The sequence below is a fragment of the Domibacillus robiginosus genome, assembly GCF_000966195.1.
In the GTDB taxonomy this organism is placed as follows: Bacteria; Bacillota; Bacilli; order Bacillales; family Domibacillaceae; genus Domibacillus; species Domibacillus robiginosus.
In genome coordinates this window covers 23,114-41,023 of record NZ_LAHL01000048.1, presented here as the reverse complement: position 1 = coordinate 41,023, position 17,910 = coordinate 23,114, and the positions used below count along the sequence as shown (strand labels likewise).

Annotated in this window: 16 protein-coding genes and 1 pseudogene; 7 read left to right on the top strand and 10 right to left on the bottom strand. The window is 37.2% G+C overall.

Annotation, left to right across the window (positions count from 1 at the left end; translation table 11 throughout):
• Positions 1-113 precede the first annotated feature (113 nt).
• From VP97_RS19185 to VP97_RS19175, 3 genes are all read right to left on the bottom strand, one after another.
• Entirely contained in the window at positions 114-818 is a 705-nt protein-coding gene (locus tag VP97_RS19185) for a DUF4386 domain-containing protein (RefSeq protein ID WP_050183767.1), read from the bottom strand.
• Positions 819-880: 62 nt separating this feature from the next.
• Complete coding sequence (locus VP97_RS19180) at positions 881-1,105, bottom strand: helix-turn-helix transcriptional regulator (RefSeq protein WP_050183766.1); 225 nt, start codon at positions 1,103-1,105, stop codon at positions 881-883.
• A 1-nt stretch (position 1,106) separates the two neighbouring features.
• A complete protein-coding gene (locus VP97_RS19175) occupies positions 1,107-1,553 on the bottom strand; it encodes a hypothetical protein (RefSeq protein WP_050183765.1) in 447 nt (148 codons plus the stop codon).
• Between the two features lie 881 nt (positions 1,554-2,434).
• Here VP97_RS19175 and VP97_RS19165 point away from each other — a divergent pair.
• From VP97_RS19165 to VP97_RS19155, 3 genes are all read left to right on the top strand, one after another.
• A complete protein-coding gene (locus VP97_RS19165; RefSeq protein WP_050183763.1) occupies positions 2,435-2,749 on the top strand; it encodes an ArsR/SmtB family transcription factor in 315 nt (104 codons plus the stop codon).
• A gap of 84 nt (positions 2,750-2,833) precedes the next feature.
• Positions 2,834-3,262, top strand: a complete 429-nt coding sequence (locus VP97_RS19160) for a DMT family transporter (RefSeq protein WP_050183762.1) — start codon at positions 2,834-2,836, stop codon at positions 3,260-3,262.
• A 12-nt stretch (positions 3,263-3,274) separates the two neighbouring features.
• Complete coding sequence (locus VP97_RS19155; RefSeq protein WP_050183761.1) at positions 3,275-3,748, top strand: DMT family transporter; 474 nt, start codon at positions 3,275-3,277, stop codon at positions 3,746-3,748.
• 186 nt (positions 3,749-3,934) lie between these two features.
• Here the strand turns inward: VP97_RS19155 and glnA are convergent, their stop codons facing one another.
• From glnA to VP97_RS19135, 4 genes are all read right to left on the bottom strand, one after another.
• Positions 3,935-5,293, bottom strand: coding sequence for a type I glutamate--ammonia ligase (glnA, locus tag VP97_RS19150; protein ID WP_050183760.1), 1,359 nt, complete (start codon positions 5,291-5,293; stop codon positions 3,935-3,937).
• A gap of 427 nt (positions 5,294-5,720) precedes the next feature.
• Complete coding sequence (locus tag VP97_RS19145) at positions 5,721-6,752, bottom strand: FUSC family protein (RefSeq protein WP_050183759.1); 1,032 nt, start codon at positions 6,750-6,752, stop codon at positions 5,721-5,723.
• Positions 6,753-7,576: 824 nt separating this feature from the next.
• The gene (locus tag VP97_RS19140; RefSeq protein ID WP_245629938.1) at positions 7,577-8,800 is read right to left on the bottom strand and encodes a sensor histidine kinase; all 1,224 of its coding nucleotides are present in this window, start codon (positions 8,798-8,800) and stop codon (positions 7,577-7,579) included.
• 386 nt (positions 8,801-9,186) lie between these two features.
• A complete protein-coding gene (locus VP97_RS19135; protein ID WP_050183757.1) occupies positions 9,187-9,660 on the bottom strand; it encodes a hypothetical protein in 474 nt (157 codons plus the stop codon).
• Positions 9,661-10,050: 390 nt separating this feature from the next.
• On the opposite strand from VP97_RS19135, the gene mbcS reads away from it, so the two are divergent.
• Together mbcS and VP97_RS19125 are read left to right on the top strand one after the other, a co-directional pair.
• Positions 10,051-11,625 (top strand): acyl-CoA synthetase MbcS, encoded by a 1,575-nt coding sequence (gene mbcS / locus VP97_RS19130; protein ID WP_050183756.1) that lies wholly within the window; start codon positions 10,051-10,053, stop codon positions 11,623-11,625.
• A gap of 986 nt (positions 11,626-12,611) precedes the next feature.
• Entirely contained in the window at positions 12,612-13,454 is an 843-nt protein-coding gene (locus tag VP97_RS19125) for an SDR family NAD(P)-dependent oxidoreductase (protein ID WP_050183755.1), read from the top strand.
• 403 nt (positions 13,455-13,857) lie between these two features.
• Here the strand turns inward: VP97_RS19125 and VP97_RS19120 are convergent, their stop codons facing one another.
• Entirely contained in the window at positions 13,858-14,742 is an 885-nt protein-coding gene (locus VP97_RS19120) for an AraC family transcriptional regulator (RefSeq protein ID WP_050183754.1), read from the bottom strand.
• Between the two features lie 118 nt (positions 14,743-14,860).
• Between VP97_RS19120 and VP97_RS19115 the strand changes: the two genes are divergently transcribed.
• Both VP97_RS19115 and VP97_RS19110 read left to right on the top strand, forming a co-directional pair.
• The gene (locus VP97_RS19115; RefSeq protein WP_050183753.1) at positions 14,861-15,802 is read left to right on the top strand and encodes an EamA family transporter; all 942 of its coding nucleotides are present in this window, start codon (positions 14,861-14,863) and stop codon (positions 15,800-15,802) included.
• 308 nt (positions 15,803-16,110) lie between these two features.
• Positions 16,111-16,494 carry a hypothetical protein gene (locus tag VP97_RS19110; protein ID WP_050183752.1) on the top strand — a complete coding sequence of 128 codons (384 nt, stop codon included), beginning with the start codon at positions 16,111-16,113 and terminating at the stop codon, positions 16,492-16,494.
• Between the two features lie 284 nt (positions 16,495-16,778).
• Here VP97_RS19110 and VP97_RS19105 read toward each other — a convergent pair.
• Both VP97_RS19105 and VP97_RS19100 read right to left on the bottom strand, forming a co-directional pair.
• Positions 16,779-17,120, bottom strand: a pseudogene (locus VP97_RS19105) (Imm6 family immunity protein).
• 157 nt (positions 17,121-17,277) lie between these two features.
• Positions 17,278-17,712 carry an Rrf2 family transcriptional regulator gene (locus VP97_RS19100; RefSeq protein WP_050183751.1) on the bottom strand — a complete coding sequence of 145 codons (435 nt, stop codon included), beginning with the start codon at positions 17,710-17,712 and terminating at the stop codon, positions 17,278-17,280.
• Positions 17,713-17,910 lie beyond the last annotated feature (198 nt).

Below are 17,910 nucleotides of genomic sequence, written 5' to 3'. Positions count from 1 at the left end.
AAAAAAAAAAAAAAAAAAACGCCTCAGACTCTTTTGATCTGAGGCGTTTCCAATGCAACACAAAATGCAATGTATGATTTGCTTTTCCAACTATCATACCTGTTCATTTACGTTTATTTCTTTTTTGCGGACATAGAAGCAAGTGCAGATTCATTGAAGCCTTTCACAATAAGCCATACAGCTAAAATCATTTCATTTGCAGCTACTGGCAGCGCCAAAATAGCACCCCAGACAGAAACTTGTTCAATGACATCAAACATGACTAACAGAGCACAAACAAAAACAAGAGCTGCCCCTGCCATCCCCAATATAGGTATAAATCTTGGTACGAGCCTGGATTTATAAAAGATATAACTGTACATCATTGTATTGATACCCAGCATAAAATTGGGGCCAAGCGAAAATGTCCAGTCGTGTATTGCTTTTAATACTATACCTGAAGCTTGAAAAGACGTGGTATTCGGCGCTCCCGCTGCGACAAACTCCCGGCTTAAAGTCAATAAAGACAGCACACTGATGATACCAACCGTAATGACAACCGCTTCAAGAAACCGGAAGCAAACATGCCAAAGAGCGATCGTTTCATTATACTTTCTTAAAAACGGAAACATAGTCGTTGCAGTTCCAACCGCCGACACCACCAGAATTAACTCCATCAACGCTCCCAATGTCACCTGGTTAGCGTGCTTGGCACCTTCAATCAAGTAATCGGAATCATTTAAAATGGGATCGTATAAAATAACACCCATAATCGCTGTAACGGCCGCAAGTATAAACAGTATACCTATGATCCTCGCTGCTTTCTTGTTTGAATTCATTTTTTCTTCCCTTCTTTCCATAAATTCATAAACAGTAAAGCAGAGACAGACGGTCACCATTTTTATGGTTTTATGTTGTCACCATAAAAAAATACTTCTTCTAGCGATAAGTTAAAGGCGCGTGCAATCCGAAAAGCCAGTTCTAGAGATGGAGAGTAGTTCCCCTTCTCTAGCGATACGATAGTCTGTCTCGTTACGCCCGCTAGGTCAGCCAATTGCTGCTGGGTCATTTCATTGTGATTGAATCGTAATTTTCGTATGTGATTGCCGACAAGATGCTTGCCCATATTAAAATCCTTTCCGATAATGATAAAGCTTGGTAAAGGAGCCGGTCACATCGGAAAGAAACCCTGAAATGATCAGGATGACAAACATCATTTGTGACGGCTGATAGATGATCAGTGATCCCATGGCCAGAAGAAAACCGATAATAAATATAAAAAAAGAATTTCGGTGTGCTTTCAGTTCAATGAACTTATCCAGTTCATCCGCAAATGCTGGCTCCTTTTCTTTAGTCGTTATTCTAAAGATAATGTTAAACATAATGCTGATTACAATGTGCGCGACTATGGAAACCAGTGTTAAAATAAGAACAAAAGAACCCCAATAACGTAAAGTTTCGCTCGACCCGAGTCCTCCCTCAGGATGCTGCGGGTACATGTACAAACAAAAAGAGCCGAAAATGAGAATAACGCTGATCAATGATACAATGCTTTTTTTTTCTTGATAAGTCATAAGTGATCACTCCTTGTATATCGACTTTTACATGATGTAAAGCATGCTTTACACGATGTAATATAGACTATGCATGAAGTCAATTAAAGATGACACTCAACAGGAAATGTACTGGCTTTTGTGGGGATGCAAGTAAGCTTAGCTGCATTCTGCGAGACGACTAATCTGTCTGATTGGCCCAGTAGACGGATGATAACCCCCGTTTAAGTGCACGCAAAAAAATGTAACATAGGCGAAAGCGAGAGCAGCCAAAAAACGCCCCCGACCTTTAGATTCCAGGGCGTTTCTCATGTAACTTATCTCTCTCTTCCTTGCATTGCTTTCCTTATTTTCATGAAAATTAACTTTGTATTGTCTGAAGACCATCACACAACTTTTCATTCACCTGCACCTTAAGCGTGTTGATTACGTCTGTTACTGTTCCATCTAAATTGGCGGCCTGCAATTTTGGCAAAATTCCTGTTCTCCATAGTTGTCAGGTATTTCTGTATAATACGCATATAACGCTTTTACTTCTTTACCATGCTCAATAGAAATGCGCATCTACCTCTGGGAGTTTTTCTTTTTCTTCTGCTGTATTTTGAACTGGATTTTTATCCGCTGTAATCTCACCCTTTTGTAGATGATTTATTTTAAACAATAATCAGACCCATAAAAGATAATATTATAAATAGAATATCCCTTAACAAAACCCTGGGTATTTAATATAGTTTCATCCTGAAATCGTAAAAATTGCGCCAGATTTGCCTAGCTCCTTTCGAATAGCTCCCCCCACATCGATCTATTTACTTGATAATAGGAAAAGCGACAGTACTGAATTAGGATAAGCTTTAAACACTTTCAATTGACATATCGAAAAAAAGCGATATACAATATGGACTATGGAATTAATTGATGTATTTAAGGCGTTATCAAATGAAACTCGACTTAACATTTTACAGTGGCTGAAGGAACCAGAGAAGCATTTCCCTAAACAAGGCGCTCATCTTCCGAAGGAGGTTAGTATCAAAGGGGGAGTATGTGTAGGAGATATTCAGGAAAAAGCTAAAGCTTCTCAATCTACGGTTTCCCACTACTTAAACATGATGCAGAAAGCCGGTCTGCTTGAATCCGTTCGCTATGGTCAGTGGACCTATTATCGGCGAAACGAGGATTTTATACGTCAGTTGGCTGAATATTTTCAAACGGAAATCTAATTTAGCTGATTTCTGTTTTTTCGGCACCTTATATCGATTTTTCTAGATATATATATAAATAAATTAATGAGGAGGATTTCTTTCATGCGTTATTTTGCCTATATACTTGCGTTATTAGCGGGAGCAGCACTTAGTTTTGAAGGAGCGATCTACGGCGAATTGGGAAAAACAATCGGACAGCTTGAAACCAGTTTTTATAACTTCTTTATGGGTTCCATTATCATGGGGTTACTATGGATATTCTTCGGGAAGGGTAAACTTTCACATACGGCTGAAGCCCCTAAATGGTCATTGCTTGGTGGACTCTTAGGAGTTGTTTATTTAACATCCATTGTAATTAGTGTTCCTTTTGTTGGTGTTGGGATCACCATGGTTGCAGTTATTATTGGTCAAATGGTCATGAGCATGATTATTGAACACTACGGCTGGCTTGGCAGCAAAAAACTTAAAATCAATAAAGAAAAAATATTTGCCGTTATTTCAATGATTATAGCGCTTGTTTTAGTTAACTAGGAGGTCTGAAAAATGGGAACATTTATGATTTTATTTACCTTTTTAGGCGGTATTACATTAAGTGCACAATCGTCTATCAATGGCACATTGAGTCGAAAAACCGGAACAATCGAAACAACATTTTTAACTTTTGCAACAGGGACTATGTTTCTTGCCATTTTTATTCTTTTTTTCGGCCAGGGAAATATTCTTGCATTACTAGAAGCACCTAAATGGCAATTAAGCGCTGCTTTTTTGGGGACTTTGTACTTGCTTTTAACGGTCATAGCTGTTCCAAGGATCGGAGTCATCGCAACCAATATTGCCGGAATCATCGGTCAGCTGGTCATTGGTATCGTGATTGACAATTTTGGCTGGTTTAATAGTTTAGTAATACCGTTAGATACAAAACGTGCTTTTTCCTTACTATTTATGATCATCGCACTTTATTTTATCTATAAAGGAAACAAGCGCTCCCGCGAAGAAATACCTGTCCAGCATCGTTAAATAATCCAAAAGCTGCAATCGATAAAAGTAGGTTGCAGTTTTTTTATAAGCTGCTTGTAACCTGCACTGCTAATCACGAAAGCGACTTACTGACTTACTACAATGGCAAAAAATAACCCTCCACTTTACCAAAAAGGTAGCATGAAGGGTTATTTTGAAAAAATTCAGGCTGCAGCCTGCTTTTTATTAGAATTTAGAATGGTAGTTTTGAATTTCCCATGAATGAACAGCTGTACGGTAGCTGTCCCATTCTGATTTTTTCATAGAAACATATTCGTTATATACGTGTTCCCCTAATGTTTTAACAGCAATATCGCCTGCTTCTAATGCTGCTACCGCTTCTTGTAAGCTGCCAGGAAGGCTTTCAATGCCAGCAGACGCTCTTTGTTCTTCCGTCATGTGGAAGATATCTTCGTTTACTGATGCTGGCGCTTCTAATTCTTTCTCAATTCCATCCAAGCCTGCAGAAGCAATGACTGCAAATGTTAAGTAAGGATTAGATGACGGATCTGGGCAGCGTAGTTCTACACGCGTTGCAAGACCTCTTTTCGCTGGAATACGAATAAGAGCTGAACGGTTAGAAGCAGACCAGGCAAGGTAGCATGGTGCTTCGTAGCCCGGAACTAAACGCTTGTAAGAGTTTACTAACGGGTTTGTTACGGCCACAAAGTTCTTCACATTTTCTAGTAAACCGGCAATAAAGTGGTATGCTTCTTTTGATAATTGCAACTCATCGGAAGAATCAAAAAATGCGTTTTCACCGTTTTTAAAGAATGACATATTTACGTGCATACCAGAACCGTTAATTCCAAACACTGGTTTCGGCATAAATGTAGCATGCAGTCCGAATTTTTGAGCAACTGTTTTAACGACCCATTTATACGTAGTCGCTTTGTCCGCCGCCCCTAATGCATCTGCGTACTTGAAGCTAAGTTCATGCTGACCTTGAGCAACTTCATGGTGCGATGCTTCAATAGTGAAGCCCATCGCTTTTAATGCACGATAAATTTCTAAACGCACACGCTCGCCAAGATCTTTTGGAGACGGTTCAAAGTAAGAACCGCTGTCTGATAATTCAGTCGTTGGGTTTCCATTTTCGTCTGCATTGAACAAGAAAAATTCTAGTTCGGGACCAACTGAAATTGAATAGCCCTGTTCGGCTGCACGATCCACTGTTTTCTTTAATACGTTACGAGTATCTCCTTCAAACAACGTACCATCTGGGTTTACTGCAGAGCAAAGGAAACGCGCTTCAGCGTAACCCTCTTCTTCTGTCCAGGGAAGAACTGCAAATGTATTTAGATCTGGTTGAAGATAAAGATCCGAGTTGTTGATGGCAGAAAAACCTTTAATAGACGAACCATCAAACATCATTTTGCCTTCTACTACATCCTCTAATTGTTCAACTGTAACCGTGACATGCTTTAGGATTCCTTCAATATCTACAAACTGTAAGTGTAATAATTCAACATTTTTTGTTTTGATTGTTTCTTTAATTTGTTCTAAAGCTGCTTCTGTTGTATTTGAAACAAGTAATTCTGTCATGTCATCTTTTCCTCCGTATTTGCGTTATGTAATATCACATCTGTTATTTTGATTGTAGTCCAGTCGACATGTTTTGACAAGGACTTTTTTGAATATTTATGCTAGTTTGAGTGTTAAATTTACCCTCCGAAGTTAAACAATTCAGTCTTTTATAAAAAAAATAGGGCCTATTAAAGAATAATCCTATATAATTTGAGTCAAGCTTTTTACATTCGCTGTTTAGTATCAGGAGAGAAATCCCGTTAAAAAAGCAGCGTAATGGGCTGCGGGCTGGCTGCTGCTTTTCGGAAAAGTTATGAAAAATCATTTATTCAACTTATATCATCTTCTTTTTAAATTAAAATGAAGAACAGCTGCTTCAATCACAGCTGTTCTTCCGCTTATTTCAAGTTGATTTTAATTAGACCAAACGTTTACTTCCTTTTCTTTAACTCTTTCTTACTTTGTAGTATTGATCAATTAACTGTTCCAGTCGCTGTAGATGAAACGAATATTCAACAATAGAAGAAGCAATGATTAATAACCGGAACTTTTGGTCTTTATTTTGCTTGTAAATATCCAGTGTTCGCTCAAAAAAAGCTGCACTTTTCTTCATCTCGTTTAGTTCATGATCGGTTTCCTGCTGCTTTATTTTCCCCTCATATTTCAGAAATAAATATTCATGATGCTTTATTAATTGTTCAATATGACTATCGAACAAACGGTCTTCTTCTTCACTTGTCCCGCTCTGGAAATAATGCTCTTCAATGTTCTCTAATATCTCTTCTCCCTGCTGCAGTGTTTTAAGCATCTGTTTAAACACCACAATTTCGCGCACATCAACCGGTTTTAATTTGGATAGTTTGGCACGCTCTTCATCAAAAATTTTATACAAATCCTCCAATTTCCGAATATCTCCCTGTAACTTTTCGCCTTGACTGTGAAAAGACGTTTCCGTTAATTCATTGGATACGGCCGTACGCAGCAGCAATGACATATTTTGAAAAACTGCTGTTGTTTTTTCAAGATAATTTTTCTTATAATTCGGTGGTACAATAAGCAGATTGACGACCAAAGCAGATCCAATCCCAACTAAAATAATCAAAAAGCGATTCAGTATAAAATCGATATTTTCATTGTCCGGGGTGCTCATAATAGCCAGTACTGTTACGAGCGTCAGCGGAATCGTGCTTTCCATTTTCATTTTCAAGCTTAATGAAATTACGAGCATCATCAACAGCCCGATGATAATAGGGTTGTCCCCTATAAAGTAAATAGAAAAAAGGGAGACCGCAGCGCCAATGGTATTTGTTATTACCTGATCCAACAGCTGCCGCCAGGATCGGTAAATCGATGGCTGAATCGTAAAAAGGGCTGCCACTGCTGCAAAAACAGCCGGTTCAAGTTGTAAGAAAAAACATATATATAAAGATAATGTGACGGCAATGCCTGTTTTAAAGACGCGTGGACCTAACGTCATCTTTCATCCCTCCTGTTTGCTTTTTGATTTAAACAAAAACACTTTCAATTGATTTTATTGGACTATTGCACCTGCTATAAACAAACCTTTTCAACAAATTCGAATGGTTTTGCACCGCGGTCTACTTAAAGCTGTATGTATCGCAAGCCTTGGATACTAACAGTTAAAAAACATCATACATTTCCCTGGAACAATACGCACATTTACAGCAGCTTTTACCTGTGTACATACTCCGTTCATCATAAAAAAATATCCAATTTAATTATCTATTTAGCCCCAAAATTGATGCGGCTTTAGTTGGCTCTTTCCTATAACCTTTTTTACCTCTGTTTATTCTCTACCGGCTCTCACTTTTTTATCTGGTTCTGTATATCTGTCTACAGGTGTATTTTCATCTACAACTGAATAAAACCCAATAAAAAGATCATCCTGTTATTTATAATGGTGGCGCTTCTTTCTCATAGAGAGGACGATATAATAGAGTCCATGTTTCGTTTTCTACAAACCTCAAAATAAAAAAAGTGTTCAACATTGTACTACTTGTGCAAGGTTTGACTATAATGTGCTTGGACTTAATACGGTTAGCTTCTCGTTGTTTTTTCCTGAACTTAACACTTTAACTTCTCCAACCAATAGATTCTCTTTTACAATGTTCCAGTTCCCTATTAACACTACAATCCAAAAAATTATCGTTCACGAAACAAAAACCTAAGGAATTTATTAATTCCTTAGGTTTTTGTTTCTATTCTGTATGCCAAACCTTCTTTTCATGTTTATGTTTATGTAAACGCGAAGATTTTACTACAAATTCATTTTTCGTTTTTTCAGTTACATACTGGGAGTTCAATTGTGAAACAGGTACCTTTCCCTCTCTCACTTTCCACCCTGATCTTTCCGTTTATTTCTTTTATAATGCTAAATGAAACCATCATACCAAGCCCGGTCCCTTTTGATTTTGTTGTAAAATACGGTTCACCGAGACGATTAATTTGTTCCTGTGTCATCCCTGTTCCTTCATCTCGGATAGTAATCTGTATAGTTGATGAATGCTGGATCATATCTATTTGCAGCTTTCCACCATCCGGCATTGATTCAATTCCATTTTTAATAATATTAACCAGGCACTGTTCGAACTTTTTTCTTTCTCCCAAGACAAAACCATATTCGTTTTTTTCGGAAGATACCTTTAATTGGGTATTATTCATATTCGCCAGGGGGGTAAGGATGTCGGCCACGCCTTGAATTTCCTCAAACACATTGAATTTTTCTTTTTTATCAATTTCCGGTCTCGCAAAGGTTAAATAATCATTGATGATTTCTGAAGCACGATCCATCTCCTGGATGGCAGTATCTACATAAAATTTTCGCACTTGTGGAGACAATTCTTCATCTGAAGAAAGCTGCATGAATCCTCTACTTACAGTAAGGGGATTCCGCACTTCATGAGAAATGCTTGCAGCAAGGTGACTGACCACTTCTAATTTCTCTGTTTTCATTAGTTTTTGCAATACCTCAAAATTATTTCTAATTCCTTCCCAGAGAAGTGTTGTAATGAACATGCCGGTAACATTGATCACAATGTATTGTACCCACATACGTGCTCCCATGTTGCTTTCAAATAGTTTTTCAGAAAAAAAGACTGACATCAGTACTGAAAGGAAAATCAATGAACAACTTGTTGTCAGTTTTTGTTTCAAGGACATTTTCATATAATATCTGGAAAAAAACAATACTAAAACAGCTAATAGCGAGATAGTTATAAGTGTTAAATAAAAGCCATTGCCGCCTATAAAATAACGAATAGCGAACAAGAAAAACAGTAGAATGAAGCCTAATTTATACCCGCCATATAAGATGCCCAAAATAAAAGGGATTCTGCGAAGATCCCAGCTAAATCCATCACCTATCCCAACAGGAAATAGCATACAGGAAACCATAGTAAGAACAGGAAAAATAGCAAATACCCACTCTTTTAAATTTTCAAAACGATAGGCATATTTTAATTGATATAAGGACTGCATTAAAAATAAAGGAAGGAGAATAATCAAGAAATTAATAAGCAGGTCTTTTGTTATGAGATCCATATCAACACCAAACTTTCGCTAACAGGCTTAAAGATCCAATATTAAACATAACAAAAAAAGGGCTTTCAATCTAGACCATGATAGATATAAATCTGAAGAAGCCATAAAAGCCGTTTCCTTGAGTCCTGCCGCTGCTGCACTGGTTAATATCTGTTTCTTTGTATAGTCTTTTTTCCATTTAATACAATATCTGCAGGATTCTCTTTCCCCGGAATAGAACTATAGGCATCTAAATGTTCTTCATATATGTTTGGCAACAACCGCTTTTCTTTCAGCATATAAACGAGACGAACACTGTTTTATTTGAAAAAGGAAATCTATTTGATTAGTAAAAGCTTATATATGAACGCTTATGACCAGTCTGCATATTCTTCAAAAATACATTCTCCGAAAATCTCAATCCTGGTATCTGGTTTACTTCCATCATAATACGATATATCTGTCGTAACGCCTGTCCAATGAATATCAAAAATTCCATTTCCTTTGTATGTCAATTTCAAGGTATTTCTATCAACGTCTTGATGTTCAAAATAATAGAGTCTTGCTGTCCAGTCTTTTCTGTTTTTATCATACCCTTTGGAAATCACAAATTCTTGCTCTCCAAAATTTTTGAGATGAAAGCGACCCACATAAACGGTTACCTCTGCGCTCGGATTCATTCCGCAATCTGCTGTATCTGGGAGTGGTTGAAGCGGCTCCCGCTCTGTTTCAACTTCCAGCCATACCATTATTTCATTTTCATCTTTTTTTACTGCATACATGTTAGCCTCAGAAATCCTGTATTTCTCCACTCCATTAAAACGGTTAAGAGTAAAAACTCCCATGAGACGCTCCACCTCAATCTTTCATAATAAAATAACAAGCTCTTGTTTTATTTATAGATTTCAAAAGTTTGAATAACTATTGAAAGCCTTTTGTTTATTTTATCATAATCGCCACTTTTCAAATTCCCATTCAAGTCAAGCAGGCCCCTGCTTATATTTTCACATGATTATGTCAACCCTTTTCTTTAGATAGGGTTTGTTTTTAAAGCATTGTATTATTCGAGAACGACTGTCTCCCAGCTGCTCGTTTCTTCCAGGCAGAGGGGGCCAAATAAAAAAATAGCTTAACACTTTATATTTTTTGGATTCAATTCATTAGCGCCAGGTCTTAAAACTAGATATACTATTCTATAGTTTAGATAACATTAAACGAATTGAGGTCCTTTACACATGTACGATTACAAAACCACATTAACTGCTCCAGAACACTACAATATTACGCAGGAGATTGAGCAGCACGCTTCTGATAAGCCGGCTCTCATTTATCGGAATGAATCTGGAGCAGTTCAAACGATTACCTACAACGAGCTGATTCAAAAATCAAATAAGCTTGCCAACGGTTTGTACCAGCTGGGTCTGCAAAAGGGCGACCGCGTCATGGTGGTTACTACCCGCTTAATTGAATCTTATATCATCTATATGGCTTGTTTAAAAGCGGGATTCGTTATTATCCCTTCTTCTGAATTATTGCGCGCAAAGGATATCGCTTACCGGCTAAACCATTCTGAAGCGAGAGCCGTTATTTCTTATACGGATTTTACGGGTGAGATTGATGCTATTGAGGAAAATCTTCCGCATCTTGAACATAAAGTTTCTTTTGGAGGAACAAATACTGGATGGGCGGAGCTTGATCAAATCATAGCTTCTGCTTCTGAAGATTTTAACAATCAAATCACAAAACGGGATGACCTTGCTTTTCTGGCTTATACTTCCGGCACAACAGGGAACCCAAAAGGGGTTGCTCATACACACAGCTGGGGTTATGCCCACATTCGTATCGCTGCGAAAGAATGGCTCAATATTAGAAAAGAGGACACGGTGTGGGCAACTGCTGCTCCCGGCTGGCAAAAGTGGGTATGGTCACCCTTCCTTTCAGTTTTAGGTTCAGGCGCAACCGGATTTGTTTATCAGGGACGTTTTACCCCTGCAAAGTACTTAGAGCTTCTTCAGGATCAAAAAATCAATGTACTGTGCTGTACGCCTACTGAATACCGGATGATGGCCAAAACAGAAGGATTAAACCAATACGACCTTTCGAACTTAAGAAGTGCTGTTTCTGCCGGAGAAGCACTTAATATGGAAGTAATTGATGTATTTAAAAATACCTTTAACATTCAAATAAGGGACGGCTACGGGCAGACGGAAAGTACGCTTTTAATCGGAACGCTGCAGGGTGCAGAACATAAAGCGGGCTCAATGGGCAAGCCAATTCTGAATGCTACGATTGAAATCGTTGATGAGGATGGGGTTCCCGTTCAAACAGGCGAGATTGGCAATATCGCCATTCGTAAAGAGCTGCCAGCGCTCTTTAAAATGTATTATAAAGATCCCGAGAAAACGGAGAATTCCTATACAGGAGATTATTTTTTAACCGGAGACCGTGCCAGCAGGGATGAAGAAGGCTTTTACTGGTTCCAGGGAAGAAGCGATGATGTTATTATCAGTTCCGGCTATACAATCGGCCCATTTGAAATTGAAGACGCCTTAATGAAACATCCGGCTGTATTGGAATGTGCGGCTGTCGCAAGCCCGGATGAAATTAGAGGGAATGTCGTGAAAGCTTTTATTGTATTACAAAATGGAGTTGAAGGTTCCGCTGACCTTGTGAAGGAATTGCAGAGCTTTGTTAAGCAAATAACAGCACCTTATAAGTACCCAAGACTTATCGAATTTGTTGACCACCTGCCGAAAACGGATTCTGGAAAAATTAAGCGCATCGATTTAAGAAATCATGGAATTCAGTGATAATCCAAGAAATTAAAATGTAATTTGATATCCAACTGCCACTCAGTTGTTAGAAGTAGAACACAGTAGGTAAACCATTTTTTGATTATATCGAATCAGAATTTTCACATGCTGTTCAGCAAAGATTACATGATGGTTAAAAAAGATTCGATGAGAAATAACTCTTCGTCTCCTATCGACTATAGATATGAACGATCTACTCTTTACAGCTTGTTAAAAAAGGGATAATACTTAAGTAATTACTCGGTATTGTCCCTTTTTTATTTTTCTTCGTATATAAACTAAAAATTAGTCCAATGACGTTAAGTAATGCTATCCTCTCTAGAATAACATCTGTTTCCGAAGCTGGCTGCCCGGGCTGAATTGCCTGTCAGTCTTTTAAAAGCAGTAACTGTTTATTAATGGAAGCTTGTTACATTATCGGCTTTTCTTGTTCTCCGTACAGGCAAACTAAATCACTAACAAACATATACACATATACATATCTATTTGTATTTTAGTATTCAGATATACAAACGATTAAAAGATGTCGTGTGACCTGCTTTGTGGTGTAACAGGAAGTCCCTGTTTTAAAATTCAAGTCATGTTTTCAACAAGATAAAGTAACGTTTATTGATCCTTCTGTATTCGCTAATGACGTTAGCGTCCCATTTAACGTGTGGTTTTATCCTCAAATGCTTATGCATTCAATGAAGAAACAAACAGCATGCCAAAGTCAGGTACATAAATAATCTCAAGTTTGTTTATTAAAAGTGCTAGAGCTGCTAACGGATTTTGGGTAAAACAGTTCACATCAATAAAATGACCAATAGAAGGGTAAAGAAAAGTATTGGACTAAGACCCAATACTTTTTTTCATCGTTTAAGACACAGCAACCGTCCTTTCCGATTCGTTCTACACAAACATTTGTTTATTCTTCTTCACCTGGTGTTTGTACCAATTTGCACCATAAATTTATCAATTCTAATATTGAAAGGAAGAAGTAAATGGTTAAAAATAATAAAATAGCATTGATAACAGGAGCTAATTCTGGTATTGGGCTGGAACTGACAAAAAAAATATTATCAAAAGGCTGGGAAGTAGCTGCCTTGAACCGATCCGACTTCCCAGGCAATGATCCGCTTATCCTACAAGCGCTTAAAACAAGGCATTTAAGAATATACAAAGCAGATTTAGCCGACTTTTCCAGTCTCAGAGGCGCACTTGGCCACCTTAAAATCAGTGAATCTCACATCGATTTACTGTTCAACAATGCAGGGGTTTATTTCAATGAATACAAATATTCCAAACAAAAACGTGAGATGCATTTCGAGATGAATACACTGGTGCCTTATATTATATTAATGGAGCTTAAAGAACTATTGGTAAAGGGCAAGATAAAAACGGTCATTAATACTTCTTCAAACACTTTACTGGTTTTAAAGAACTTGAACCTGGATACATTAATGAAACCGGGAGCGACTCGTTTTAGAAAAATTATTGGTCCTTACGCACACAGTAAGCTGGCTCTCTCTCTTTGGACAAAAAAAATTGCTTCAGACCTATGGACGGAAGGGATAAAACTTCGCAGTGTGTGCCCTGGTCCAAGCAGAACGAAATTGACCACAGGTAAAGGGCTACCACTTTTTATGCGACCCATCAGGAATTTGATTTTTGCGCCTACCAGTAAAGGAGCTTCCCGTTTATACGATGCTGCCTTTAATTTCGAAGACAAAGCTACTGGCATTTTTATAAACAAAGGCAAAGAAACCAGGATAAAGTTTCGAGAGCATGAAGAGTTAGTGCTAGCGAAGCTAAACGACATTTACAATAGTGAGTTTGTTGTTTAATCTTTTTACTAAATTAAAAATTTGCAGCTGCATATTGCACGCTAAAGCTGCTCAAAACAATAAAATGAAAGAGACTTTCTCTATTGGATGCAATCACGTTTTTATACCAGTCAAATAACTTTTTCTTTCTCATGTCCCATTGCCGTAATCCTAATGATTAAACGTATGAGCATCTGCCACAATGCCCTGGATTTTTAAAATCCAGGGCATTCCAGTGTTCCTGTTTAGATAAAGTTTATTCAAGATAGAACTGATACTGTTTTTGTTTAAGGTTATTGATTATAGTTAACACAAATCAGTGGAAGCAATGAGATTCAAAACAGCCTCTCTCCAGCATTACCTTAACCCTATATATGATTTATGCATCTGCATATGCATCTACAGTAGATTAAAACCTATAAATCTATCTATTTTTAAGTTTTTTGTATGCTAATGGTGTCATGTTGACAGACTTCCGGAACTTATCGATAAAATAGCTTGTACTATTGAATCCTACTTGATAGGCAACATCTGTGACATTGGAATCGGGCTGTTGCAGCAGGAGCAAGCTTTTTTGAATGCGATAATCTGTTACATAAGTCAATGGTGTTTTTTTTAACATTCGCTTGAAATATCGACAGCATTCTGAACGGCTTAATTGACCAGCCCTTGCGATATCATCCAACATGATTTTCTCAGTATAATGCAGATGGATCCAGTTTAACATTTGTTTTAATCGCTGACTCTTCAGCATTTCTGTTTGTTCATACTCTAGTTGAAAGCCATTAATGATCAGGTTTTTCCAAATGAGCGTTAGCTGTATGGTGATTTCGATTTCGTAGAACGGTGACTCTTCTTGAATCAATTGATTGATTTTGATAATGGCATCCAAAATGTTTCTTTCCCAAAGTTCCTTTGTATCCAAGTATAAGTAAGGTAAATTTGTCGCCTGGACATAAGGATTTACATAGGTCATATAAAGTTCTTGTGACATGACAAACTGCGGAGAAATATTTAAACAAATATAAACACAACCGGAATGATTTTTTTCTTCCGCCATATGAAGGCAGCCGCTATTAATGAATATCCCCTTACCTTCCCGAACCACTACCTTTTCTTCATTTATTTGAAATAGGGCTTCTCCTTTTATAATGAAAACAAATTGAATTTCATCATGCCAGTGAAGCGGTATATATCCATTCATATTTTGGCTGATCGTTGTTTCATAACAGGCCACTGGTAATACAACGGTACGATGTTCTGTTAATTCCTTTAAATTCTGGTCAATTTTAAAATCTTTTATTTGCATATTATCACCTCAATATATTTATATTTTTTCATTCAATTCAAGTATTATTTAAGGAGTTCTTCACTTATTATGACAATATCATAATACTATTTTTGCATTTAAAGGTGGAGAGCCAGACATGAATAGAAGTAAAGGATTATTTCTCGTTATGACAGGAGCGACTTTCTGGGGTATTGGAGGCACTGTTGCACAAAAGCTTTTTCATCAATACGCTATTGATATAAATTGGCTTGTAACAATCCGATTACTTATAGCGGGTTTTTTACTCCTGGCCGTTCAATTTTCAGGAAAAGACTCTTCTCAAATATTTAGTGTATGGAAAAACAAAAGAACTGCTGTTCCGCTGATGATCTTTGGATTAGTGGGTATGCTTGCGGTTCAATACACATACATGGCATCCATTAAACATGGGAATGCGGCTGTTGCAACGCTATTGCAATACCTTGCACCTGTCATGATTATTATTTATTCCACCTTGCGCAAACAATCCGTTTTCACAAGAAAGGATTTACTAACGGTTTCGCTCGCTTTAGCTGGCTGCTTTTTCTTGTTAACCAACGGCTCAATCTCTCAATTATCTGTATCAATAACGGCAATCGTTTGGGGTGTTTTATCTGGAATCGCGTTAGCTTTTTATACGTTATATGCCGTTCCTTTATTAAAGCAATATGATTCCCTTGTCATTGTTGGCTGGGCTATGGTGATTGGTGGTTTCGCTTTAAGCTTTATCCATTCACCTTTGCAAATGGACTTTAAAAACTTAACAGTAGACGCTTATGTATCCTTAATCTTTGTTATTGTATTTGGTACAATGATTGCTTTTTGGTTTTATATCGAAAGTTTACAAAGTCTGTCTCCTAAAGAATCGAGCCTTTTTGGCAGCATTGAACCACTCGCGGCTGTTCTAACAACAGTTTTTTGGTTAAAAGAACCCTTTGGGCTTTTTCAGTGGATTGGCGCGAGCTGTATTATTGGCATGATTGTTTTATTGGCCTTGCATAAAGATTCTTTGAAAACTACTCACCCGTTAAAGATGAAAAAGCTTCTCAGGTTTAGATAATTTGGTTCTACTCCGAATACAGTAAGTTACTCAATAATTCGTCCATATCGCAAAAAATGTCCAGTATATATCAGATTATCCAAATTTCAAGTTCAAGGGCTTCTTGTGAGCAAACTCCCTATTATAGCAATAGTCGTCCATCGTTATGACCTATGCTTGAGCAATGGTTAACGAAAACTGTTAAGTCATAATGACTAATTGATGAATAATCGTTTGGCTAGATAGAGTCAACTGTGTTACATTTCAAATGTAACTGAGTGAATACGATTTTATGGGTATGCAGTTTACGTAAATCAGGAGGAAAAAGTATGGGAATGGGATACTTTCAAGTGCGTACGGTTGACAGGCTGAGGAATATATACAGTGTCATTGTTGAATATACAGGAACAAGGGAGACCTTACTGTCTTTGCCGATCTCCGTATCGAAATTAATCTGGCAATACAATAACACTCGCACTTTTTCAACACGTGTATTTTCCAAAAGAAAAAGACCATTGTTTTTTCTTGATATAGAAGAAACGGAGAAAATAAGCAAGGAGCTAGTGAAGGATAAACATACAGCTTTATACGAGTTAGATGATTTACTCGCTGATGGAATATATATTGAATTTAAGGATCGGAAAGAACAGGAGTTATTTATATTAGAAGCACCCCATGTTTTGAACAGATGGGCTGCCCTTCATAGAGTTTGAAAAATATAATGGACTGTGGAGCTGGCTGCATTTTCGTGCAGCTCAATTTTTCTAGCCCTTTCTTTAGAGCAGGTGTCGAGCCTGCTCTAAAAGCTGGTGCCCGTTCGCTAATCTGACTACATTATACAATAAAATATGTTGCACAATAAAATGAGGCAACTGTAAATATAATCCGTATCCTTACAGGTCACTCTGGTTTTCCATATTTATATCGAACGAGTAGTTTTCTAATAAATATGCTCTTATATTGTTCATCGTTTCAATCTTAAAAAGTCCAAATTCAATCACATTTCAACTAATATTTTTAACGTTTCCTCATCAATTATTTCTATCACTTGAGGAACAACTTTACGTCCTTCTTTTTTGTACGCTTGAAAAGCTATGTATGACACAGCATCTAAAACTAAATATCATGCATATTGTTTTTGTACATCTTTTTCCCTGTTAGCAAATTCAGCTACATCTACATAATCCTCGCTGTCTATGCAGCTGCATAAATTGTCTGCGTTCACTTTTTCACCTTCAAGCCATTTCCAGCAGTACTCTATTGCTTCTTTACCGGTCTTATATCCAGGTTCACCTACTCCAATTAAAGTAAACAGCTCTTCAGCTATGACTAATCCCACAGCGACCCTGGCATCTATATGGAGATTATTAATAAAGTCTATCACCAGGCATCACGTAAGAGAGTATGATTAAATAATGCTCTCTTACCAGACTGTTGAAAAACAAATTTGTTATAGATAAAAAATGAAAATGAGACATTCCTTTGGAATGCCTCTTCTAACAGATATTTTCTTTAGTAGCAATGTCTCTCACAACATCTTCTAAAGTAACATTTCTTAAAACCTTTTCCATTGCCAATTGTGCTGCTGTGAATAATGGTTCAATTGTATTTTGGATGTTCCTGCCTACGGGACAATCTGGATGTGGACTTTCATGTATGCTAAACAACTCTTTCTCCTGTACAACATTTACTGCCTTATATACATCGAACAAAGTGATACAAGATAATTCCTTTGCAAGTTTAGCACCTGCAATTCCTGGGTGCACCTCTATCAAGCCAGCTTTTTTTAGCATTCCCATTAGTTTTCTTATAACGGCTGGGTTCGTGTTAACACTCGTAGCTAAAAATTCAGAAGATGTTACTCCTTCATTATTTAATTCAATTAAAGCCAATATATGAATTCCTACCGCAAATCGGCTGCTGATGGACATGTTCAGTTACCACCCCTGTTAACTAATCCTTATATTATTTTATTTCTTCATCATGTAATTGTTTCGATTACAAGTTTATTATACCAAAATACGAACAAAATAATACATATCATTTCACATGTTGACAAACCGATTACATGTAACTAAGATTAATACATGTAATCGATATTGTTACAGATGAAACTTAACTGGAGGAAT

Coding starts and splice junctions, on each gene's coding strand:
- VP97_RS19185 (WP_050183767.1), bottom strand. CDS start 818: ATGAATTCAAACAAGAAAGCAGCGAGGATCATAGGTATACTGTTTATA.
- VP97_RS19180 (WP_050183766.1), bottom strand. CDS start 1,105: ATGGGCAAGCATCTTGTCGGCAATCACATACGAAAATTACGATTCAAT.
- VP97_RS19175 (WP_050183765.1), bottom strand. CDS start 1,553: ATGACTTATCAAGAAAAAAAAAGCATTGTATCATTGATCAGCGTTATT.
- VP97_RS19165 (WP_050183763.1), top strand. CDS start 2,435: ATGGAATTAATTGATGTATTTAAGGCGTTATCAAATGAAACTCGACTT.
- VP97_RS19160 (WP_050183762.1), top strand. CDS start 2,834: ATGCGTTATTTTGCCTATATACTTGCGTTATTAGCGGGAGCAGCACTT.
- VP97_RS19155 (WP_050183761.1), top strand. CDS start 3,275: ATGGGAACATTTATGATTTTATTTACCTTTTTAGGCGGTATTACATTA.
- glnA (WP_050183760.1), bottom strand. CDS start 5,293: ATGACAGAATTACTTGTTTCAAATACAACAGAAGCAGCTTTAGAACAA.
- VP97_RS19145 (WP_050183759.1), bottom strand. CDS start 6,752: ATGACGTTAGGTCCACGCGTCTTTAAAACAGGCATTGCCGTCACATTA.
- VP97_RS19135 (WP_050183757.1), bottom strand. CDS start 9,660: ATGGGAGTTTTTACTCTTAACCGTTTTAATGGAGTGGAGAAATACAGG.
- mbcS (WP_050183756.1), top strand. CDS start 10,051: ATGTACGATTACAAAACCACATTAACTGCTCCAGAACACTACAATATT.
- VP97_RS19125 (WP_050183755.1), top strand. CDS start 12,612: ATGGTTAAAAATAATAAAATAGCATTGATAACAGGAGCTAATTCTGGT.
- VP97_RS19120 (WP_050183754.1), bottom strand. CDS start 14,742: ATGCAAATAAAAGATTTTAAAATTGACCAGAATTTAAAGGAATTAACA.
- VP97_RS19115 (WP_050183753.1), top strand. CDS start 14,861: ATGAATAGAAGTAAAGGATTATTTCTCGTTATGACAGGAGCGACTTTC.
- VP97_RS19110 (WP_050183752.1), top strand. CDS start 16,111: ATGGGAATGGGATACTTTCAAGTGCGTACGGTTGACAGGCTGAGGAAT.
- VP97_RS19100 (WP_050183751.1), bottom strand. CDS start 17,712: ATGTCCATCAGCAGCCGATTTGCGGTAGGAATTCATATATTGGCTTTA.